Origin of the sequence: Mucilaginibacter sp. PAMC 26640 (assembly GCA_001596135.1) — a bacterium.
Classification (GTDB): Bacteria; Bacteroidota; Bacteroidia; order Sphingobacteriales; family Sphingobacteriaceae; genus Mucilaginibacter.
Genome location: CP014773.1, coordinates 4,595,574 through 4,619,513, shown reverse-complemented (window position 1 = coordinate 4,619,513; position 23,940 = coordinate 4,595,574). Strand labels below are relative to the sequence as shown.

Sequence of the window (23,940 nt, the reverse complement as noted above, 5' to 3'; positions counted from 1 at the left end):
ATGAAAAAGTTAGTACGAAAAATATTAATAGTAGAAGATGATCACGAAACGCTGGAAGTACTGAAAACCATATTGGAAGAACATCATTTTGAAGTAGTTGGGGTTGAGAGGTCTGATGATATTTTGCAATTGGTAAAACAGCACGGTCCGGATTTGATTCTTACTGATTTTTTGCTTTGGGGTATGAATGGCGGGAAGATATGTAGCGTGATAAAAAGTCACAAGGATACATCGCATATACCAGTAGTGTTGCTTACCGGCTATGAAAATTTTGCAACCTTATTTGGTAATTTCGGGTTTGATGCATTTTTAAGTAAACCTTTTGAAATTAAGAAATTGCTAAAAACGATTAGCAGTTTTTTGGCGGCCTAAGAATTAGCCTTATTAACAAATTGGCCGGACAGCACAATGCTATCCGGCCATTTTGCTATTTTATTAATAGTATACCAGTTTACTATTGCAGTGTTATTTTACGTATAGTGTTTCGGGTATCCGAAACAAATAAAGCCGTTTCACTATTGGAAAGCGCCACATTTGCTGCGACAACGTCTGCAGCCTCCCCAATACCGTCCCTGCCATCTGCCGCGGCCAAGGGACCGCAAATTGTAGTTATTGCATTTTCCACTATTTTCTTCACCTTATTGCTTTCGGCAAGGTAAATGGTTTTGCCATCCTTTGTAACTGCTATGCCGCTTATAAAAGTAAATTTTTCGTTTTCGAAAAGCTTGGTTATCCTGCCATCGTTGGCAACCTTAAATAATTGAGTTGCTGTGCTTACGTATTTTGTGCCATTTGGGCCAGTAGCCAGGCCTCTTAAAGATTCATTGGATGCAAGTAGGGATGAAAAATTTACTAAGTTCCTTTGAATTGTAGTGCCCGTGATTTTACCAAGGCTTTTGGAACTTACAAACCACATATCGCCTTTGCTGTCTTTCTCCAGGTCGAGGTTAGAGTCGCTGTTTGAAATTCGGTCGTATACATCAATGCCTTTTTCTTTATTGTAAATGCGAATGCCATACCCTGTAGATACGATATAGAGGGTTCCTCCCGGTGATATACCTACCGCTTCTGGAAGGAGGCCGCCGCCGGTATCCTGATTATAGGATAAGGCTTCTGTGTAAACGTTGTTTTGCACAGTAATTTTCCTGATGGCGCTGTTAAGGAAGTCAGCTACATAAATACTGCCGTCGCCGCTTACGGTAATACCATGGGGTTTCCAGAATTTCGCTTTCGGCCCGGGCCCGTTTAACAGGTAAGGTGCTGACTGGGAAGGGGCGAAAGCCCCGGCAATAGTGCGTACTGTATAAGGAGCATAAACGATGTCAACTGCTGCTTTGCTTGCTGCCGTTTCATTAGTATTATTTAATTTACTTACCGGTAGCGAAGCTTCCTTTGAACAGGAAACAGCAACACAGCCTATGATTAGCAGTAATGAAGTTGAGGTTTTCATATTATCGGTAGTATAACGGTTTAATTGATAAGCAACTTCAGGATTATTGGCCAGTTATTTTTACCAAATGTTTGCTTGCACCATAAATTGTGTAAATGAAATGAAAATTGATTTTCCATACAGAAGATAGTTTATATCGTCGGTTCGTTTACACGTAGTAGTATACAAGTTTGATTTAAAGATAGGTTTGGCTCTTTTTGTGTTAACTAATATCCAAAAGTTTATATTATGAAAATCAAATTAACTGGCATTCTTGCAATTGTAGCTTTCTTTCATTTTCAATCGGTATTAGCACGCCCGAAGATAATTATCAGGGCAAAAAATAAAATAGCGTTAATAAGTAAGCCTTCGGTGGCTGACCTTACCAGAAATGTTGAGTTTGGGTTTTGCAAAGCTAACGTCCCCTCCTTGGATTCTGTGCAACTAAACGGACTGGCACAATATCTTTTAGAAAATAAGTATGCCGTAGCTCTACGCGGGCATGCAGATGCGGTAGGGTCTTACGTAGGTAATTGGAAAATGTCTGAAGCACGTGCAAATGCTATAAAGGCTTATTTGGTTAGCAGGGGTATTGCTGAAGACCGAATAGTAACTACGGCGTTTGGTAGTACTGTTCCTATTGCTAATAACAGAACAAGCAATGGACGTCAAAAGAATCGCAGGGTTGAAATTAGGTTAAAGCCAATTGGCGATCAAAATTAGAATATTATAATTCTTTGATCAATGCTGTTTGTAAAGCGGAGATTTCTTTTACCTGTTGTTCAAAAAATCCGGCAACGGTACTTGCTTTTAGAAAGAATGGTTCGATATATCCTAATGCTATCAATATTACTGTCAGCGTATTTAATACGCTGCTGACGAAAAGTTTATTGGCTTCGTAGTTTACACTATTATCATCTATGGTGGAGAAGCAATGAGTAGCATCCCTGATTTTTTTGAATGCAAGTTTAACCTGGAGCACAGATGCGTGATCGGTAAGGTAAGATAAAGCCTCGTTGGGCAAGATTTTATAGCTTGGGAAATTCGGTGTCCCATCCGCCGCAAAATATACCGGATTATCTTGTTTAAGCTCGTTTATTTCAGTATCAATATTAGCCTGAGACTCATTAAAAACCTCACCGTAGGAATTGATGTTATGAATGCTGCTGAGCAAGCTGGCAGTATTAATCCCGTGTATATTTGACGTAAGGTCGTCGAAGTCCGCTGACTTTTCTATCAGGTAAACTACAGTAATAGCTTCACTTATTGCATCGTTTATGGGGGCAAGATTAACCTTCTGAACATTGTTTAAACTTGCTAAAATCGAACCAATTGCTGACAGATGCTCACTTAGATTTAAAAATGCACCGAATAAGAATGTATGAAGTTCGTCGACGTCTTTGCGCGCCTTAATCTTGCCAAGGTAATTTTCAATTAGAAAATTGTTGAATTGTGCTGTTTTTAGGCGTAATGCATCCGATAATTCGCTCATTCATTGTGATGTCAGTCAGCGAAGATAGAAACTTACCTGATGTTTTTATAATTATAAATTACACTTATCGTGATGTAATTACATTAGACAAAAGATTTGAAAAAAAATTAACTGGTAATGTAGTTGCATTGATCTGTAAAAACATCACCATTGCTTTGTTTTGCTTCGTTTTGTAAATTAATTCGCTTAAGAAGTGCTTCATTATAGCATTCTAAAAGAGCCAGATATTTATCTTTCCAAATTTGGTCAGACACAAGGCTATCATTTAAATTTGTTTTAAGTATCGCTAGTTTACCAGGATTGTAATTTGGATTGAAATCTTCAGCATTAAAATACTCCGGAAACTCCTCAGAGAAATCGTGGCGGATAACACGCCCTATCTTGAAAATAATATCACTTTTTAAATGCTGGTTGGCAAAATAGTTGTAAATCGATCTCCTATTCACATCTAATTCATCGGCAAGATCGGTAATGCTGTACCCGTTTTTCCTTACCTGATATTCTACAATTTGGCCGTAGTGTTTTTCCATATGCTTATTGTTATTAATAAATAAACAAATTTCAAACCTATAACATGGTTTGACTTCATTTTCAAAAGGCAAATAGTCACCTAAATTGAAATGGGAATACATCGTTGCTCAAATGTAATAAATACGTTACAATATATATTACAATTTTTAAATTTAATTAATTTCCTGTAAGGGGCAAAATGATCACTTTGAGAGTGCGTATGCGATTTTATATCTATTATTAAACAATTTTCAAATGCCGTTCAGCAATTCTGTTATATTCGTTTAATAGAGCCATGTATTTATTCTTCCAGAAATTGTCTTCATCACCCAGCATTTGCTTAGTTTTAGGTAGGTTGATAACGTTGAAATCATCACTAGTGAACATCTCTGGGAACTGCTTTGAAAAGTCATGCCGTATAATGCACCCTATCCGGAACACTATATCCTTTTTAATTTTTTCGTGAGCAAACCAATTATAAAGTGTCCTTCTATTCACATTCATGGATTTGGCCAGATCACTAATATTATAGTCGTTTTTTCTAAGCGTGTATTCAATTATTTTACCATGGTGCTTATTCATACGTTTTCCTTCAGTAGATTTTTCTACCTGTAAAATTATTAATTATGTGCGAAAAAATACGCCTTGAGTGTATCTCGTACACAGTTGCACACAATTTGTCCAACCATATTTTATTGGGTTCTGTCCCGCATATTGGTGTGTTTTTGTGCAAAATTGAGGTTTAAATCCCGCATTATGTGCTGTAAGCTAGTTGGATAGTAATCAATGTTTTATTATTTTAAATTTTATTTTGATATTATTACGTGTTTTTTGGTAACAAAATTTGGAGTGAAAACGTATAAAACTGTACCAATAATCAAGAAGATGAAAAGAATGATCTTAGCTGTGAAAGTTTTTAGGGCTATAATGATGAGCCGGGACGTTAGTCTTACCCTTAGATACGGGAAAAAAAATGAATTGAAGTTTGAGCAAGGTTGTTTTGCTGATGCTTCAAATTTCTTGAGCACGCTCAAAAAACGGAATAATTTTCCTGATTATGTACTGGATCAATACAAAGAGGTACTGACCGACTATAGTTATAAAACCTATACAAACAAATAAATTCGATCGCCGAGATAATAGCACCTGATGTGGTACCATTATCTCGGCGCTGTAATCCTTTCTTTCCAGATAGTTTGGGTATATATTAACTGCTTCTCCTGAACTTTAGCTTAGGCCGTTTCCACCAAATATTTTTGTTGGTTTTCTTCGCAAAATTGTCCGCGCATATTTTTAGCATCAAAAATTGACTGATTTCAAATTGATAGTCTTGATAGCATAAGTTCCAATGCAATATCACATCACATTCCCAGTTTTTCTTAAAATTTTATTAAGCTCTTTAATATCCGCTTAAAATGATGGGAGCGCTTGAAACTCTGATGGTTTTACCACTAAAATAAATCATTAATAGTAGCCAGGTTCAAGAGGCTCAGATGAAGAAAGCGACCGGGACTTGAGCTACTGTTTTCATGGGCTATTTGAATGATCAGCGTAACTAAGATCAGTATACTTTAAGTGGGGATTAAATGCGCACTTGTCGGCACATAATTTGGCAGGGGTGTAGTTCGTTACTTTCTAGCCAGTCCGTTATACATGGCGTATAAGTTGGTGTTGAGAAGGGCAAGGACGTTTTCTTTACGATGTAATAGCTGCGGAGAACTAACTTTAAGCTAGTGCTATTATTTGAGGATACTTAAATTGGTTATATGTCCCTAATTTGATTCAAAACTTATTGCTAAATTGCAAAAGGAGCCGGATTCTAAATTACTAGCCCTTATTCGAGCTGGCTTCCTATCGTAAACAACAGCTTATACTAATAATTTTGTTTATCACTTGGAGGCAGGTTAGCGATTAGAGAAAACGCTTTCAAATAATTTGCTTGATGAATTTTCAAGTTCTTTAAATAACAACTCTTCGATTTCGAAATTACTTTCTAACCATTCTCTGGCGTCTATCGCAGCTTGCCATGTGGCGTTATCAGGCATCTGGTGAAACATTTCGGAAATGGATAAATAAGTAGAGTTGATCCAAACCCGCGACCGGTCGTGTTTAATAACATCAAGCATTACAAGTATCATTTTTTTGTTATCGTTTCCAAAACAACAAAAAGGAACGCATGAATGTAAGTTATTTTCCAGTTTTACGATAGCTATTTTAATTTCCTGCAGATTGCGGTTCATGTCGATATTTAAAAGTATGTAGTTTTATACGCAACTTCTGGTTTTAAGTTTCAAAAAATGCCCGAAAACTATTGATAAACATGGATTATTTTTATGGTTAAGTTATTTTAACACAATTACTTTTGAAACCTTTGCACCACCAGCATATTCCGCCCGCACCAAATAAAAGCCCACGGCCTCACTGCCATCAATAACAAACGTAGTACTGTATTCGCCGTTAAGATCTGCATTAGCCTTAACTGTTTTTAACTGCCGCCCATTCCGGTTGAATAAGTAAATATTGAGGGGCTCTTGGGGTTTTAAATTTTTCAATGACACAGAGACGGGTTCACCATGATTTGGATTAGGGTATACCTTTAATACAGGGGAAGTGGCTACACTTTTGTTTGTCTGTTGATCAATTATATAAGATGTAATAGCACTGTCGGCGGTTTGTGCAGGCATAATGTTGTCTATCTGGACATCTTTTGTAGTATCGCCAACAGTGGTTACTCTAATGTTGGCTATGGTTGACCTGTTATAAGCCCCTGTAGCATTTACTTTAAAGGAAATGGAGGTGTTTTTTTTGATGATAAGAGGATCCTTAGCTGAGGGAAGTGACAAGCCGCTAATTTTAAACTTGGCGGCACCTTCACCAATCAGGTTTACGTGCTTTACTTTCAAGGTACCGTCGCCCTGGTTTGCTATAGTTATCCAATAATTTTTGCTGTCATACTCACTTACAGGGGCATCTAAATTAGCTGCAACGGCCAATTTAGCAAGCGGCGCCGATGGCTGCGACTGTGCTTTTAATAGCGTTATTTGCGCAGTAAGGTTAGGGTTATCATTCCAATTAAATTCCGCAACGTAGAGGTTACCATTGGTTACATCTTCCACAATATTCAATGGGTTGGTGAATCCTGACATGCCAACAAGCCCGCTATTGCTAGATCCGGTGGTAACCTTTACAACGTCGTAAATATGATCATCGCCATTTAAATAGGTAGTTTTTGTAAGAGAACCAGGTTCCATTACAACAATATCTCCGCCGCCGCTGAAGCGGCAAACCAGCAATTTACCTTTTAGTGCACCATTAAAATTATTGCTTTTATATTCCAAAGCACCATCTGGCGAATGGTTCAAGCCGAAGTCATAAGCCGCCCTGTAATTAGAGTCAGCATTAACTGCAGGTGAGTATAATGGGTTATCTATAAAACCTCTGTTAATAACATATTCGCCCCTTAACGGGTTAGGGTGGCCGAAGTATCCGACAGGCTTATCGGGATTAACTCTAAACAACCAGTCGTCCTGTACTTTAACCCCCTTTGTTGCTTCAATAGTTGGTCCGTTATAAAATGTACCATTAGGCCGCCTGGTGCCTGGTACAGAGGCCGGTGAGTTACCACCGCCACCAGAGCCATTTGTAGGTATATATAATTGCCCGTTTGAGTGCCAAACTAAATCGTATGCATTGCGTACGCCAGATGCATAGATGGTTAATGGGGATTCGGTGCCGTAGGGGTTATACGTGCCATCGGACATAAGATACGATACCGCAGGCGCAGCATTAATAACCGCCTGACTGTTTGTGGTTTGGGCATTCAATGGCAAACCAATGGCATTTAGCTTATTGCAATCTAATCGCAAAACTGATCCGGCGAGCAATGTTTCGTCGCGTTGCCAGTCTGCATCGTAATCTCCAGCAGATGTATTGCTTCCCTGGCAGATGTATAATGCGCCATCAGGGCCAAATTTCACACTGTTCACCATGTGGTCTCGGGTAGAACGAGAAAGTTTGGTAACCATTAATTGCTCATTTTGCAGGCTATCACCGCTTAGGCGCGAGATGTTGCCATCAAACATTGGCCCGGCAGTTAAACCGCCAGACGAATGAGAGATCCACAACAGCAGGTTTGTTGGTGTCGACTGCGGGTCGAATGCCAGCCCAATAGCTGTACGTGCACCATATTTATTTACCAGCGTATTAATAGTCTGTTTTTCGGAAAAACTACCATCAGAATGATTTACAGTATATCGTTCAATTAAACCATCAAACCGAAGTGCGTAGAATTTACCATCGGGGCCAAAAGCCATTGATGAGTACTTTATATTTTGGGTGCCTGGTACGGGTATTTTTTTAAACTGCGCGTTTAAAAAAGTTGAAGAGTCGATCACAGCCGGACCTGTAGTGAATTTCATCTCATAGGGTGTGAAGGCCGTACCTGGATATGATCTAACTCCAGATGTAACAACAAATTTGTATTGTGTGTAAGGCTCCAACGATGTCGACGGTGAGAAGCTGATAGCATCTCCGCCACCGGTTCCCTGCACGGTGCCCTTGATCTGATACAAGGAAGTGTCAATTTGTTTATATAGTTTAACGGTCGTGTCGTTAATAGTCTGGTTGTCCACACCTCCCTGGTATCCTGCTACTGCCGGCACATGCAGACTATTTGCGGCAATACTCACCGTATTTAAACTTACATCCTTTGCTCCGTTAGCGGGGGAGGTAGCAATTACATACGGGGTGGCATCATCCACCACGTTTAGCTGCAAAACCACCTCTGCGCTAGTAAAGGCGGTTGATGTCGCTTTGATAGTGGCGTAATAAACTCCAACATTTAAATTTTTTGCAGCAGCATAATTAAAGGCAATTTTTGGTTGCGCGCCGGTTGCAGTAGGAGGGGTGCTTAACCATGCCGGGCTGCCCGCGGGAAAGGTAATGCTGAGCTGGTAAGCGTTTCCAAGGTTATTAGAACTACTAAGCACCATCATAAATGAGGTGTTTTGATTGGTCCCTTTGCGCAGCAATAAATTTTTACTACTTGTAACCCAGTACAGGTACGGGGCTGTACTGACAGGCACAATATTGGCAAAATTAATTTTAGTATTTGTGCCGCCATCAGCATTTATGGTGAGGTGTTCATCGGAAACGTTCACCCTGATGGTATTTGATTTAAACCTGCCAATATCGCCCTGCTTACCTATAGGTTTAAAATTACTAATCGCGTTTACTCCTTCTACATTTATGTAATGAATTTCGGTGGCGGTAGAAACATTTCCGTCGCCAACAGATACGGTGGCATCATAAGTGCCATTTGGCACTTCTAATTCCCAGTACCCTTCTGTTTTTACGCCCTGGAAAGTACCTGTTAAACTGTTGGCCTGCATATGAAAAACGGTTGCCAGCAAAATATCCTCAGGCAGTGTTCGCAGCCGGCCGTTTCCTACCAGGCTCAAAGGAGTGCCATCGCTTCGTTTCCTCCAGCCGTACCGCAATAATGCACCCTGATATTGACCTTTACGATCACCATAAGCCTGGCCGTAATCTATAATATAATCACCCGGGGGTACCGTTTGGGCCGGCTGAAAATTAACGTTCACTGTTTTCGCGGTAATGCTTTCTACTACATCCAGTGTGATGAGTAGTGTTGCAGGTTTATACCCGTCAGATGCGTAGGTAACCAATGCCTGGTAATTGCCCACGGGTAAATTCGAACTGATATTTTGCGCGTTAAATTTTAAACTATCACCCGGGTTGGTTGGTAAAGTAAGCCAGTCAGCCGTGGTTTTGGTTAAAGTAAATACTGATGTTGGAGGATTTGCAAGAAGTTTAACAGCTTGCGGCAATATCTCTCCACCTTTTAAAACAGTGAAATTTAACGTATCGCGGGAGAATCCCAGGGTATATGCGGGTACCGGCTGAATTACGGTTTGGGAAACCGCAGCAACACGAAAATCATCAAAAGTGTAAGTTACGGCGCTGGTTCCATTCCTATACGTAGCAAACAGGCCTGCATATAAACTTCCTGATGTAATTCCCGAGTTTTGAATACTCACTGCAGGTATTGGATAGCCGGCACCTCCGGTGCTGGTGTAGTTTAAGCCATCAAGGGAATAGAAGCCTTCTGCTGTTTGCGCGGCAGAGTCTACAACTAATCTCAAATAAACTGTTTTGGTGCTTAAATTAGCTATGGCTGCTGTAACCCTCTGATCGGGATTAGATGCACCTGTTACTGTGCTGGTAATATCGTTAACTTCTTTACGAAGCTCTACCTTATTGCCCGTAACCCCTAATTTAATATAGGTTTTGTCGCTTAGCCCATACCATATCCCGCCTTGTTGGGATTGTGTGCCGTTGTACGGATTTATTATTTTTACATCCAGCTGCACTTTGCCGTAAGGCTGTATCGGTACTCCCAAAACATTTAGTTGGTTATTATTAGTTTGGTAGTCTATGCCCTTGTTGGCAACCAACTGCAAGGTGCCTCCCGATAAAGTAATTTTAGACTGTTCATACCCGGGCACTTGTTTTATTGAGGGCTGGCCATCGGCCGATAGCCGTGTACCGGAATATGTATTTACAGTTGTGAAACCTGTACCTTGTCCATTTTTATCATTGATGGAACCCTGTATTGCCGCATCAAACGACAAATTAAAGGGCAAGTTTACATTCAAAGCAGCGCACGCTAATGTGCTTAAAGGCGCACAGCCCGCAAAAATTTGCGGTGCTATCGAGATGACCTTAAAATCATCAAATGTGTACGTTACCGGGGTAGTTCCGTTGCGATAAGTACCAAAGATGCCTGCGTAGAGAATTCCGGATGCCAATCCGCTGTTTTGAATGTTTAAGGATGAATTTGGATAACCCGCTGCACCAGCACTGGTGAAGTTTACACCATCGGTAGAATAGAAGCCTTCTGCCGTTTGCGACGCTGAATCTATTACTAACCGCAGGGTTACGGTTTTCGTACTTAAACTGGTAATAACGCCTGTTACGCGCTGGTCAGGGTTAGTTGTGCCAGAAACGGTGCTGGTAACATCATTTACTTCTTTACGAAACTCTACCTTATTACCTGTTATACCCAGTTTAAGATAGGTTTTATCATTTAAGCCGTACCATAGGCCGCCTTGTTGCGATTGCGTGTTGTTATAAGGGTTAATAACTTTTACCTCGAGCTGAATTTTCCCAGATGCCTTTATTTGAACACCCAATACATTCAGTTGATTGTTATTGGTTTGAAAATCTATTCCCTTGTTCGTTACTAATTGGAGGTAGCCACCGGTAATTGTAATTTTAGAAGGATCATAGCCCGGTACTGATTTAATTGGCGTTTGCCCATCTGCCGCCAGGCGCGTGCCCGATAAGGTGTTAATTGTAGTGAAGCCGGTTCCTTGTCCGTTTTTATCGTTTATAGTATTAGCTACGGGTGCATCGAAAGATAAGGTATAAGGAAGGTTAACTTTTAGTGCAGCGCAGGGTAGGGTACTTACCGGCCCGCAAGTATCCTGAACAGTAAGGTTAGTACCTAAATCAGGAATTACACCCAAAGCTGTTAAACCAAGTAACAAGAAGAACAAAGAAAAAATAGACCGTTTCATAAAAAATTTAGCTAAGCGCAGGTGTTATGACGTTTGTTTCCTGCTTTAAATAATTAAAGATGTTTTATGATCAGATTCAACTCGGCAAACGGGGAAATGCCTAACTTGTGGTACCTTTTATTATCACTTACACATCAAATTCATACAATATTAAACGTATTTTGGAGTTACTGCTAACTGCGTGAGGAACTCGTTCTACTTATGTATAAAATTGTGTATTTAGTACTGAAAATCGCAGATTGTGTGTAGCAGTCCAAGACTTAAATTTCAAAAAAACGCAGGGGTCTACCTGCTTATTAAAATAGGCTGAGGATCATTAACCGATGCCTCTTCGTGTAGCCTCATGTAGTGGAACCTTTAACAAACCAATATTGAATCTCTGCCGTGGGTTTTTCAAGCATCCTCACCATCTCTGATATATGAATATCCTGAAGGTTGCCACACCACCCGACCCTCAGGCTGAAATTTGGCAATTCGCCCCCTTATTCGCAATGGTTGGGTCATAAGAAAGCCGCTACTTTTGTGCCATTAGGGGTGCATGGGATTTGTTATAAAGTTTAATGTTTTCAATGTAATATACATTATCCTGATAGTCGTAGTTTGTACCCTTTTTACCCAGGTAGTCGCTGCCTAAGATGTAAGCATTATTAATCACTTTCCCCTGATCGTCAATTGCTTTCCAAATCCTTATGCCAATTTTTTTCCCGTGGTTTAGGGTCCGGTCGGTATAACTTAATCCAATTTTTACAGCAAATGGCCCGGAAAGTTTTGCCAAATGCTTTGCATCAGGTAGATCAGACGCGAAAGGCAGCAACATTTGGCCGCTATACTGATTTGTATATTGGAGTTGCCTGGTTAGCTGTTTGTTAGGGTCGTATATCGCTAACGTGTCCGAATCTTCGGTTGTACAGCAGCCATGGTAGGAAGCAATTTTTCTGATTTTTACGGGTCGGGTTGGGTTGGCTGCTTCAAAATAGTCGGCAGCAACCTCATCAGAATGCTTCGTTGTAGTTTCTCCTTTCAAACCATTGTCAAAATAAGTAAAGCCAACCTTGGTCTTGAAATTAAGAGAATTTAATATTCTTTGTAATCCGGGTTCCCAGTCGTTCTCATACCGATACTCCCATATTCCGGTTAAATCAATAGGTTGAAGCTTGGTTGCATTATCGGTTGCTAACATTAGCTTTCCGCTAATATTGGCGCAGGTGCTGCCATAAGGTATTTGATAATTATAAAGACGGCCGAAGCCGACAGCTGCATGTTGAAATTTTAAGACTGCTTTCCACCAAACCGATTCAACCCTTTTGTTTAGCGCTTTGGCTGTGAAAGTTATATTTAAATCCAAAGAATCCCCAGGATGTAGAGTAAGGGGAAATGTTGTATTGCTGTTGGCTACAGTTGCCGTCCATAACCCATTAGCAGTAAAATCAGGTTTGTAAATTGTAAGATTTTTACCCAATTTGTTTTTAACTCTTAACCTGGAAACGTCATGATTGATGATCGTATTATGTGTTGAGGCATTGTTAACAGGCAGGTCAGGATTGAAAGTATATGAAAATACTGCACGATTAGCAGCAGTAAACCCATCCAGGTTGGTGATTTCTACATCCTGCCGGGGTGAGCCCACGCTGTAAGACGATTTAGCATTTAGTGAAGATGAGGGTGACAAATTTTTGTTAAAACTATTGAAGCCTAAATTCAGCCTGATACCAATGACAATATTGAGTAAGATAAACACCGTTAGACTAATTAGCCTGATGCTGGTATTTTTGCTGATGATACTGATACCGCCGTATATAAATAATGATACAACACCTATTAAAATGGGTAAGTAAATATTTACAAGGGCGCCGAGCTCATCTTTTTGAAGGGGTACAGTTACAGCTATTAAAATGGCGATGGCAATACTGATGGTTAACAGGATAAATTGAAGATAGAGCCTATTTTTGATTAGAACAAGTAGCGGCATGTTTGATAAGATTAAAATCACCGTACCCGGAGGTAAGACACGCAAAATTAAGTTAAACTCCGCCTATACAGGGAAAATAAAGGTTTTTGTACCTAATATGTGAAAGAGTGAGAATAAGTATGAAAAGATTCGCTTTGCAGATTTATAAAGAATCTACCAGTAGCTGATTGTATTGCTCCAGTAAAGCAACGTATTTATCCTTATAACGCTCATTCTCAGATTGGGTTTCTGCAGTTTCGCTACTTTCCGTTGTGGGGCCGTAAAGGCAACATTTGAAATCTTCGGCTGAAAACAATTCCGGTAGTTCTTCTGTAAAATCGTGTCTTAATGTGCAGCCAATAGATAGTATAATGTCTTTTTTAAGGTGGCGCTGGTTAAACCAGTTATAAATAGATCTCCTGTTTACCTGAAGACCTTTAGCAAGGTCACTAATACTATAGCCATTTTTTCTTACCCTATACTCAACAATCTGTCCGTAATGCTTATCCATCATATCTTTTTAGTTGTCACATCCTTAACATTAACCTACCATTATCAAATGGTAAATTTATTAACTCCGATAAATACACTGGTGTATTTATACGGATGTTCCTCAAAAATAAATACGTTTTTTTTTAACAAAACGGTTTTTTATTGCATCATAATATTAACACCAGAATACGTCCTCTATCAATGCGGAAATGGATAAAATAATAACTCGTTAGTGTTATTCAAATAGAGTAGGTTTTTTCTTCTAACCTTCTAAATACGCCGAAATATTCACTTTAAGGCAAGAATTACACAGCTTTGGTTCATGCAAATTTTTTGAACACTGCTCGCATTTTTCTCGTTTGGCATACCTTTCACATCGCCGCTGAGCGAAATTTTTCCCGTTTGCTGGGTCAATTTTACACTATTTCACATACTGTTATACACTCTTGGGATAAACAGTTAATTGCCGAATGTATGGTCTACTTTTATGAAAAATTAACAAATGAAAAATTTAGGAAACAATTTAAGCTCACTTTGCATGAACAGATCAGCGAAGTTCATCCAGTCGATAACCTTCAAATGTATGCTGGTTTTGTCAGCAGTAATACTACTTGGAACAGGATGTAAAAAGAGCACAAACGCAGTGAATAACGACAGGGATTATGGCTATGCTAAACTTACTATAGAGTGCGCCGGCAAATGCCACGTGAGCTATGGTACCGGAACTACGTTGAGCGAGATAGATGTAGAAAAATCTCAGGCCATCTATTATATCAGGTACCAACGCAACTACGACTTAACAGTTAACGTTACGCCAACAGACGTTGATCAAAATGTAATCTTAAACGTTTATAGCCGTGAAGAAAAACAAATCTTTCGTAACAGCGCAGTTAAAAAGGTTGGTGAAACCTGGACCACAAAAGTGTTGATCCCATAATTTAGAGAATATTTAAGTTAGTTAATAGTAATCCAATTTTAAATTGCTTAGCAGATTGAACATCGTTCAGTCTGCTTTTTTTTGCTTTTTTTTCGGATACGTGCTTGAACATTCAATGTATATGGTGTTGATTAGGTTGCTGTAAAATTGGAAATCAATACGATTGGCAAAGAATAGTTTCCTTTTTATCAGCTCTTATTTTACATTGTATTTTCAGGGTCAGTAATTGTGACAAAGAATAAAATGCTTAATAAACTTGGTGTTAGCAAAGTTGTAAAAAAGCAAAGCGCCAACATTTTTAAGTGCGGCGCTGTTTAATATTTTAGGGCAAAAGATTAATGTTCACCCTGATCTGTATCGGGGATTCACGAATTACATATTTCGTTCGTATTGCTCCAAAAGTAATTGGTTGTATTTTTCCAATAAATCAATATATCTGTCTTTCCAAACTTTCTCACTTTCGGGTTCAGTGAAACCCTGACTAAAGCCCATTTTGAAGCTTTCGGTCGGAAGGAAATCTTCCGGCGTAAAAAGCTCCGGAAATTCTACCGAAAAATCATGTTTAATAAAACCACCTATCCGGTGAATTACTTCCGGTTTAAGATACTTTTGGTTAAACCAGTTATACACGCATTTCCTGTTAATACTGGCAAGCCGTGCGAGTTCACTGATACTGAAACCTTGTTTCCTGATAGTCAGTTCAACTATTTGTCCGTAATGTTTGTCCATAAATGGGTGATTAACACCTTTTAAATAAATTTAATTAGCAAACGATCAGTTCTTTTGGATCGATCTTTACTGTTAAAGCACAGTTCATGCTTTTAATTACCATTATCACAGATTTTCCATTTACCTGCTGCACCTCTCCCCGCTGATTGTAAAGCGGGCCATCGATTATCATTGCCTCGTCGCCGATTTGCAAATTTGCCAGAGGTATGGTTTCTATATCTGAGTAGTTTTTAACAATGTCTTTAATGTTCTCAATTTCTGTATCCCGTACAATTGCTGGTTTTCCGCAAAAGGTAATGTAGGATACCACGCCAGGAACTTGTGAGATTTTCTCAAGATCCGTCATGTTGCCTCGCACAAATAAATACGAATTAAAAAGTGGCACTTCCACCGTTTTGTTGCGATCTGCCCACTGTTTGCTCGTTTTAACGAGGGGACAATAAGACACTATGTTTTGTTCTTTTAATAACTGGTCAACTTTTTTCTCCCAACGCGAACGCGTGTAAAGTACCATCCAATTAGTATTATAAACATTATTCATAGGTAGACGCAGATTGTATTAGTATTTGTGATGCTGCTTTATCATGCGCTAATAACCACACTTTTTATCCAACTAAATTACTGCAAAACGCTCGTGATGTTGCCGGAAATGAAACCTTGTATATCAATATGTGAAGTGTTGGGAAAAGAAAAAACACTATTTTTTTAATCTGATACTAAATCGAGTTCATTTCAGCCATTTTTAGTTCACATCATTTCTCATGCTTTGTGTTGTAGCGTTTGTATCTATACAGTCTTTCTCACTGTTGCACATAAACCGTACAACTGCCCTCAGCACCACCCAAAACGGGCCAAAATGCGTTAAAATTGTATCAATTATTTAATACTCGTGTGCAGTAAGTAACTGTAAGCGAGAGGGCGAAGCTTTTAAGGGGGCTGCCTAACACTTTACATTCAACATGATATCTACATTCAACTTTTTTAAAAAGTTTCTACTTTTACCACTTCTTATCATATTAGCAGTTGTTCTTCTTTTTATCAACGGTAATTTATCAAAAGGGCAGGTTGGCCAGAGAGGTATTATCCCGCCCACTGATTTATTCAATTTATCGGCAGTACCACAAATAGTACCAATTAAGATAAACTTTCAGGATAGTACTACCCAAGCTCCCCCGGGATGGTTGAAAGATACAGGAGAGCCGTTTTCTGAGCGTCCGGGTGTGTATGAAGGTTCGGGTTTAACTTTTGGTTGGAAAGATCCCAAAACAAAGCAGCCTATAAATTTACAGGGCAATGGACGAGCACGTTTGGAGCCTGAAGATGTTTTGCTGTCAACGTTTGTACACATGCAGGCCAATGATATCAGTACGCTCAGGTACGGTCCGTTTAATGGGGTAAAGAGCAATGGTTTTTGGGAGTTGAAGGTAATAAACGGCGTATACAAAGTTACCGTTGCAGCGGGTGATGGTGCAGTTACAAAAGCTAAACAGGTTGATTGTATTAACGTAGAAGGCGTTAAGGCGATATCAAATTTTATCCCGATCGGGAAGTTGCGGAGCCCGGGTAGGTTCAAAGAAGCAACCGTTACCGTTACTGTTACTGATGGGCTGCTAACTATAGACGCAAACGGCGGAACAAACACTAAAATATGTTATGTAAGTATTGTACCCGTTAGCGTCAACCCATATTTGTACCTTTTATCTACAAACCAAAATTTGTTTATCGAAAAGGGGGATAGTTCAAAACACACCGCAACTTTTAAAATTAGAAACTCTGCAGAGCAAAAACTAGCGTATAAGCTAAAGGCAAAATATACCAAAGCGGGAGAAGACTGGATAAAATTTAATGCTTCTGAGACCCAATTGGATTCGGTTACTTTCGATTATTCCCGTGCACGAGATTTGCCTGTTGGGACTTATACAGCCAGGGTAGAAGTATCATCTGCCGGTTACGCTCCTGCAAGTATTGATGTTTCACTACGAGTAGTAGAAAAAGCGAGGCCATATGTAATATCGGCAAATCCGATGAATGGTGCAACTATTACAACCAATATCACGATAGCTGCAAATAGCCTTTCTATTCCGGCTGTGAAAGGCTTTAAGGGTGGTACAGACAATGCTACGATCACCAACAAAACAGTGAAGCTTTTAAAACTAGATAACGGAGTAGAAGTGAATGTTCAGGGCAACGTGCAAGGCACCGGGGGAGGGGATGCCATCAGCTTTACGCCATCCCAACCGCTGGAACCGCATACAAATTATAAGTTTATAATCACCGAAGGCGTTAAAACCTATGCCGGTACTCCTTTCGTGCCGTTTCAATCTACATTTTCAACCGAATCAGCACCGGTAGACTCCAGTAATATTATCAACGCCGAATTTACCAAAATATCTGTACCGGGTACACAAAACAAGAAATACACATCATTGCTGTTTGGGCCAGATGGCAAATTTTATGCGCTCAAGATCAACGGCGGTATCGAGCGCTTTAACGTTGACCACCAAAGCGGTATGCTTAGCGGCATGCAGCAGATTAATACACTCGTAAAAAAGAGGGGCGAATCTACAGCCATTGGTTTAACCTTTGATCCTAAATCAACAGCCGGTAATTTGATAGCCTGGGTTTCTTACTCTTCTGCAGAAATGAATGCTGCCCCGGCTTTCGATGGTAAAATATCCAGGCTTAACGGTCCGGACTTGCAAAACGAGGAGCAGATCATCGTCAACCTGCCGCGATCTACAAGAGACCATATGGTTAACAGTATGGCTTTTGGGCCTGACGGGGCACTTTATATATCGCAGGGCAGTAATAGTTCTGCAGGGAACTATGACAAAGGGTGGCAGCGGGAAGAAACACTACTTTCCGGAGCCGTACTCAGATTAAACATCAGTAAACTCAACACGATTAAATTACCGCTGGATGTAAAAACCAGCGATAATAAGAACCTGATAAACCATGCACCAAGCAGAGGTATAAAACTGGCCGACGGTAAGTATAATCCGTATGCAATAGAGTCGCCATTAACTATTTACGCATCGGGAATTCGCAATGCATATGATATGGTTTGGCATAGTAACGGGCAATTGTATCTTCCTGCAAATGGATCTGGTGGTGGCGGGAATTCTCCGGCAGCCATTGAAAAAACCAAACGTCCTAACGGGACTTACTATGACGGGCCACCGATATTAGCCACAGACAATGTGCCGGTTCAGCACGACTGGCTTTTCAGAGTAAATCCTTTAAAAGGAGTTGGATATTATGGCCATCCAAACCCATTGCGGGGAGAATATGTAATAAATCGAGGTTTTGCCGATAACCCGATGTACAAACCATCGGTAAAACCAGACAAGAATTATAGAGGGGCCGCTTTCGATTTCGGTTACAATAAATCACCAAATGGTGTAATTGAATATAAAAATGGGGCCTTCAACGGCGCGCTGCGTGGCAAATTATTGGTATGCCGCTTCAGCGGTGGCGGCGATATTATGGTGCTGGAACCCGGCTCTATCAGCAAACTGCCCAACCTAAAACCACAGGATGACGGTAAATATGATATTGTACGTTCTGCAAGTGGTTCAGGCAACTATGGGTTACAAGGGATGGTCGGTTTTGCAAATCCGTTAGACCTGACCGAAGATGTGACCAATGGAAACTTGTATGTAAGCGAATTTAATTGGAATGACAATCCAAACCTGATATCTCAGATAACGCTTTTAAAGGTTGTTGTGCAAAAGCAGCTTCAAAAAGTAATTGCAACGAAAAAAAATACTAACCATCCATCAAAACGCAGGTAGCCCACCGCTTGCATCACCTCATGCTTAAACAATTCATATGATAGGTAAAAATTACAAAACCGGTTTAGTTGGCTTCGCCAATGTTTTATTAATGCTGTTCCTATTGGGAACGGGCAATATAGTATTTGGGAAACCATTACTAAGCGCTAAAAGTATGGCATCATATAACATTGGGGGTACAGCAGTGGCAGATACCTGCAGCCCGGTTAGTACACTTAATTGCAGTGCCATACAGGTTGCGCTGCCATATAATTTAAATTTTACTTCCCCAGTTGCCGGGACTATAAGTGACAAATCAGGGCAGGGTACCGGATTTACCACAGTAAACACTTATTCGGGAACCAGGTTAGCCGTTGATGGTACACGTACTTTTAGCGCAGTACCAGGTTATGAGCCTTCAAAAATTACTTTGACAGGTGGCCGCTTACAATTAGTATCTAACAAGGGGATAGATTACCAAGCGAATAATAATCAGATTAACGTATTGGGTGTGCAGGTTGCACCAGTTAAAAAACTTCAGATAGATGCTAAAGTTGTGAGTCCTTATAATGGCACACAAGCGCAACAAGCGGGTATTTGGTTTGGCTTGAATGATAAAACATTTATTAAACTGACCATTGCCGGCAACAAGGTTGAACTAAGGAGGGAAATAAACGATGTATCATCTACCACAACAGGTACCGGTAACCCCGACCAGCGTACAACAGCAGTTATTAGCGGTTTAAACAGCAAGATAGTTAGTTTGCGTCTCATTATTGATTCTGCAAATAACACGGTAGAGGGCTACTACTCTACTGATAGTTCTACATTTATAAATGTGGGGTCGTCATATCCTACTACGTCTGTTAGCGTTGCAGGTATGAATATTACTAATACCGCAGCTTATGCAGCAATTTATTCCTCTTACCGTAACGGCACAGCACCTATAACCTATACGTTCGACGATTTTGCGGTGACTTCGTTAACCGTTCCAGTTGTGCCTCCTACCCAAAATGTCAACATTAACTTTCAAACCGCAGCTACCACCACTCCGTCAGGTTATGTTGCCGATACTGGTTTACCTTATGATGCAACCCGTCAATTTGGATGGATTAATCCAAATACAAAACAGCCTGTTGACCTGCAGGCAAATATGCGCTTAAGAACTGCCACGGGTGATATCAAACAGCTTAGCCTTGTTCAAATGCAGGCTACTACCGGCGGCCAGGTACCCGGTACATGGGAGTATGCCGTAACAAACGGACAATACCGCGTAACGGTTAGTGCAGGTGATAATGGATATTACGATAGCAACAACCAAATTAACGTTGAAGGTTTGCCTGCTATAGCAGATTTTAGCCAAACAACCGGTACCAAGTATAGAACAGCTACAGCCGTTGTCCAGGTTTCTGATAGTAAGCTAACTGTTGATGCTAATGGCGGTACAAATTCAAAATTAAACTACATAACATTTGCCCCAGCGGCGGCGGTAACAGACAATACAGCACCTACGGCAACGGCAAGGTTTGTCGGTACATTAAAATCAGCCGGAGCTTATGACGACGAAGTACAGGTGTTTTTATCCTCAACTGATGCAGGTGGATCCGGACTGGCTGCGCTGCAATACTCGCTTAACGCAGGTGCGTTTGTAGATTATAAAGCACCATTTATTTTGGGTACAGCCGGTAGTTATACATTGGCCGTTAAAGCTATTGATGCTAATGGAAATACAACAACCAATTCTTATAATTTCAGTGTAATTGCGCAGTCTAATTCAGGCGCATACATGTCTTTAAAAAATTTAGATGCTTTCCCTTCAAACGATCGTTTGGTATTTTCATTAATACAGGTACCATGGAGGCGCACCAGTCCTGATACAACCCCCTACAATGCTAACCACGATAGAGTGAAGCTGCGTATCAATAACAAAGGGACAGGCAAATTGAAGGTGAACAACCTGAAGCTTTCGAATCCGGCAGTGTGGAAAATTGTGTCTGTTAATACCGATACTTTAGCAACTGTTCCGTTTTCTGTAACGTCTGGTAATTTTACAGATGTAACCATTCAATTTATAGCCAAGAATGCCGCAACTCGTTTAAAGGTGTTTAATGATACACTAACAATAGCCAGCACTGACAGTATTTCGCCCTTGAAGAAAGTGATTTTATCCGGAATTTGGCAAAAGGAAGGAGAGAGTACTAATGAACCTTACGCACAGCAACTGATCAATGCGTTTGGCTTTGGCACTATCGTAGGCTACGGACACGATGATGGTAATGTTGATGGCGCTACTCGTGTTAGCAATTCGAGCGAGATTAATGCGGATTATTTTGTGAGAGCGGATGCATCTAAGCCGGTGACCATTACGCAGCTGGCGGCTTATCATGGTTGCTGCTCTGCAACCGAATCAATAAAGTATTTTAATAAGGGCTCGTCCTCTAATCTTAATCTTTTTACTCATAACCCATTGGATGGACAATCGATATTGCCAAGGCTTATTGGGTCGACAACTAATCTGGCGCGTGGAACCTTTAACCCCACAACTGAATTTGGTTTCCGTGTGGGCACTTCGTCAACAGACCGTAAGCAAAATATCAATGGCTTAATTGGCATCAGGGTATTGAAGGCTTTAGATGCTGCAGGTAACGTGATACCAAATGCATACTTTTTAGATTGTGATTACCTGGGTACCTCTTTTACCAATTATGACTACCAGGATAATATTTATTATATTGAAAATATGAGGCCGGATTCTGGAACGGTTAACTATTCCGAACTGGTGTCGTTGCCAAATACCGCCTTCTCCTTTGGCCCAACAGTAACCGGCAGTAGTCAAACCATAGCGGTTACCTTAAAGAACAATGGTAATTCTTATGCGGATAGCACCAGCGACCCGTCTATCCAAATCAAAAGCGTAAAAATTACCGGGCCAAATGCAAGTGAATTTTCTACACCGTCTTTTACCACCACAACAATTGGAGTTCAGGGTGTAAAAAATATCAATGTTAAGTTTAGTCCTGCTAGCGTAGGTATCAAAAATGCCTTGCTGATAGTGAATTACAACAGCGGGTTAGCGCCATTGCGTATACCTCTATATGGAATCGGAAATACAGCTACAGCTACAGTTAATGTAGTAAAAAGAATCAAAGGCGGTGCGGATGCGACTGTAACCATAGGTAATACAGCCTGGGAAGGCGATAAAAACTACCGCACAGGATCTATTAAGTTAGATAAGCAGGTAATATCTAGTCCGATAGCAGGCACAGATATTGATTCGCTCTATCAAACGTATTTATCAGCAGCTGCTGATTTTGCCGAAACCCGTTATGAAATTCCTGTTACCAATGGGGATTACCTGGTGAGGATGCATTTTGTAGAGAATTATTGGACGGACGCCGGATTAAGGGTGTTTGGTATTAACATCGAAAATCAGTTGGTATTACCAAACTTCGACATCTTTAGCGAAGCAGGATACCGTACTGCGATGGTAAAAGATTTTACGACAACGGTAAACGATGGCGTGTTAACCATTAAGTTCAATCCTACGGCGAATAGGGTAGCCCTGGCAGCGCTCGAATTGTACCAGGTAAGCAATGTTGATCCCAGAACAGTAACAGTTAGCAATAATAACAGCTTATTAGCAGACAAAGTCGATTCAGCATCAACCGATAAAAAGTTAGTTGTTTACCCAAATCCAAATCTCGGTAGCCAGTTTAACCTGAGCATGTCCAACTTCCCCAAGGGTGAGTCAGGTGTGATAACTATTTCAGATTCTTTTGGTAAAACTATTCAGACACAAAAGTATATCACCGACGCTTACGGGATGGCTTGGATGCAAATACAGCTAAATCACGCACTGTCCAGAGGGGTTTATATCATAAATGTCCGGTCAAACTCGGGTACTATGTACTCAAAGTTGCTCGTTCAATAAACAGGTTTGCACAGTTGGGTGAATTTATTTCCCATTATTTTACATTAATGTACCAACCCCAGTAAACGTTAATTATTAAGGGTTTTAATTGCAATATTTGATCATAATTAAAGCCACAATTATTAGATTAAAATAAATAACGGGCTATAATTGAAAACATGCTATTTAAGGAGCTCGCTCATGTAAGCGAAGTGGCGAAGCTCCATAGCATTTTAAACATAAAATTTAACATAAAACACATTAATACTCATATCCATACCATGAAGATTATATTCCTGCCAAAAGCTATTTTATTTACTGCACTAATTGGCTTGTGCACATTCAGTTCATGCTTTAACACAAAACGCTTAAAATATTTTCAGGATCTGCCAACATCTAATAATGCAGCGGAAGTAGATATTGCTAGCTACAGTGAAACTTTTATACAACCGGATGATATTTTAGCAATCAACATCAATACAATTGATCCCCAGGCTACAAATAGTATTAACAGCCGCAATGGTGGCTTTGTAAATGCAGGTTCGCCGCAATCCGGCATGATAACTCCGGTTTCTGGTTATTTAGTTGATAAGACGGGATTTGTAGACGTACCTGTTTTAGGTAAAATTAAAGTAGGGGGACTAACCACTGTAAAAGCCCGGGAGGTAATTGCCGCGAAAGCAGTGGAGTCTTTCAAAAATCCGGTAGTAGATGTTAGGTTCCTTAATTTTAAAATAACAGTAATTGGCGAAGTAAATCGTCCTGCTTCTTATGTTGTACCCAACGAACAAGTAAGCTTACTTGATGCAATAGGTTTTGCGGGTGATTTGACTGTTTATGGTCAACGTGAAAATGTTTTGTTAATAAGGAAAGATGCGAGTGGTAAAAATATTACTGTGAAAATGGACCTTACTAAAAAAGCTACACTTAACTCACCCTACTTCTATCTAAAACAGAATGATGTTATTTATGTAGAGCCTAACAAAACCAAGGTGTTGAACAATGATAATAACGTTATCAAATTCATTACAGCAGGTGCAACAGTATTCACAGCAATTATACTTGGTATAAGGTATTTATAATCTTCGGTGCAATAATCAATCAATACAAATTAATTAA

At 40.1% G+C, this 23,940-nt stretch carries 16 protein-coding genes and 1 pseudogene; 7 read left to right on the top strand and 10 right to left on the bottom strand.

Annotation, left to right across the window (positions count from 1 at the left end; all coding sequences use genetic code 11):
* On the top strand, positions 1-372 hold the full coding sequence (locus A0256_19965; GenBank protein ID AMR33536.1) for a hypothetical protein: 372 nt from the start codon (positions 1-3) through the stop codon (positions 370-372).
* An 82-nt stretch (positions 373-454) separates the two neighbouring features.
* On the opposite strand, the gene A0256_19960 is transcribed toward A0256_19965, so the two are convergent.
* Positions 455-1,450: a hypothetical protein gene (locus tag A0256_19960; protein AMR33535.1), complete on the bottom strand. Its 996-nt coding sequence runs from the start codon at positions 1,448-1,450 to the stop codon at positions 455-457.
* Between the two features lie 228 nt (positions 1,451-1,678).
* On the opposite strand from A0256_19960, the gene A0256_19955 reads away from it, so the two are divergent.
* Positions 1,679-2,152 carry a hypothetical protein gene (locus tag A0256_19955; GenBank protein AMR33534.1) on the top strand — a complete coding sequence of 158 codons (474 nt, stop codon included), beginning with the start codon at positions 1,679-1,681 and terminating at the stop codon, positions 2,150-2,152.
* A 4-nt stretch (positions 2,153-2,156) separates the two neighbouring features.
* Here A0256_19955 and A0256_19950 read toward each other — a convergent pair whose 3' ends face one another.
* The 3 genes and pseudogenes from A0256_19950 to A0256_19940 all read right to left on the bottom strand — a co-directional run bounded on the left by A0256_19950 (position 2,157) and on the right by A0256_19940 (position 4,013).
* Positions 2,157-2,921: a hypothetical protein gene (locus A0256_19950; protein AMR33533.1), complete on the bottom strand. Its 765-nt coding sequence runs from the start codon at positions 2,919-2,921 to the stop codon at positions 2,157-2,159.
* A gap of 182 nt (positions 2,922-3,103) precedes the next feature.
* Positions 3,104-3,451, bottom strand: a pseudogene (locus A0256_19945) (hypothetical protein).
* Between the two features lie 220 nt (positions 3,452-3,671).
* Positions 3,672-4,013, bottom strand: coding sequence for a hypothetical protein (locus tag A0256_19940; GenBank protein AMR33532.1), 342 nt, complete (start codon positions 4,011-4,013; stop codon positions 3,672-3,674).
* Between the two features lie 204 nt (positions 4,014-4,217).
* Here A0256_19940 and A0256_19935 point away from each other — a divergent pair, with 204 nt between their 5' ends.
* Entirely contained in the window at positions 4,218-4,553 is a 336-nt protein-coding gene (locus tag A0256_19935) for a hypothetical protein (GenBank protein AMR33531.1), read from the top strand.
* 782 nt (positions 4,554-5,335) lie between these two features.
* On the opposite strand, the gene A0256_19930 is transcribed toward A0256_19935, so the two are convergent.
* From A0256_19930 to A0256_19915, 4 genes are all read right to left on the bottom strand, one after another.
* Positions 5,336-5,671 (bottom strand): hypothetical protein, encoded by a 336-nt coding sequence (locus A0256_19930; GenBank protein AMR33530.1) that lies wholly within the window; start codon positions 5,669-5,671, stop codon positions 5,336-5,338.
* A 102-nt stretch (positions 5,672-5,773) separates the two neighbouring features.
* Complete coding sequence (locus A0256_19925) at positions 5,774-11,002, bottom strand: hypothetical protein (GenBank protein AMR33529.1); 5,229 nt, start codon at positions 11,000-11,002, stop codon at positions 5,774-5,776.
* 544 nt (positions 11,003-11,546) lie between these two features.
* Positions 11,547-13,001, bottom strand: a complete 1,455-nt coding sequence (locus A0256_19920; GenBank protein ID AMR33528.1) for a hypothetical protein — start codon at positions 12,999-13,001, stop codon at positions 11,547-11,549.
* A gap of 142 nt (positions 13,002-13,143) precedes the next feature.
* Positions 13,144-13,491, bottom strand: coding sequence for a hypothetical protein (locus A0256_19915; GenBank protein ID AMR33527.1), 348 nt, complete (start codon positions 13,489-13,491; stop codon positions 13,144-13,146).
* A gap of 483 nt (positions 13,492-13,974) precedes the next feature.
* Here A0256_19915 and A0256_19910 point away from each other — a divergent pair, with 483 nt between their 5' ends.
* The gene (locus tag A0256_19910; GenBank protein ID AMR33526.1) at positions 13,975-14,409 is read left to right on the top strand and encodes a hypothetical protein; all 435 of its coding nucleotides are present in this window, start codon (positions 13,975-13,977) and stop codon (positions 14,407-14,409) included.
* A 372-nt stretch (positions 14,410-14,781) separates the two neighbouring features.
* Here A0256_19910 and A0256_19905 read toward each other — a convergent pair whose 3' ends face one another.
* Both A0256_19905 and A0256_19900 read right to left on the bottom strand, forming a co-directional pair.
* Entirely contained in the window at positions 14,782-15,138 is a 357-nt protein-coding gene (locus A0256_19905; GenBank protein AMR33525.1) for a hypothetical protein, read from the bottom strand.
* A gap of 34 nt (positions 15,139-15,172) precedes the next feature.
* Entirely contained in the window at positions 15,173-15,679 is a 507-nt protein-coding gene (locus A0256_19900; GenBank protein AMR33524.1) for a hypothetical protein, read from the bottom strand.
* Positions 15,680-16,097: 418 nt separating this feature from the next.
* Here A0256_19900 and A0256_19895 point away from each other — a divergent pair, with 418 nt between their 5' ends.
* The 3 genes from A0256_19895 (at position 16,098) to A0256_19885 (ending at position 23,903) form a co-directional block, all read left to right on the top strand.
* Positions 16,098-18,932 carry a hypothetical protein gene (locus tag A0256_19895; GenBank protein AMR33523.1) on the top strand — a complete coding sequence of 945 codons (2,835 nt, stop codon included), beginning with the start codon at positions 16,098-16,100 and terminating at the stop codon, positions 18,930-18,932.
* A gap of 37 nt (positions 18,933-18,969) precedes the next feature.
* Positions 18,970-22,842, top strand: a complete 3,873-nt coding sequence (locus A0256_19890; protein AMR33522.1) for a hypothetical protein — start codon at positions 18,970-18,972, stop codon at positions 22,840-22,842.
* Positions 22,843-23,102: 260 nt separating this feature from the next.
* Positions 23,103-23,903 carry a hypothetical protein gene (locus tag A0256_19885; protein AMR33521.1) on the top strand — a complete coding sequence of 267 codons (801 nt, stop codon included), beginning with the start codon at positions 23,103-23,105 and terminating at the stop codon, positions 23,901-23,903.
* The last annotated feature ends 37 nt before the right edge of the window (positions 23,904-23,940 follow it).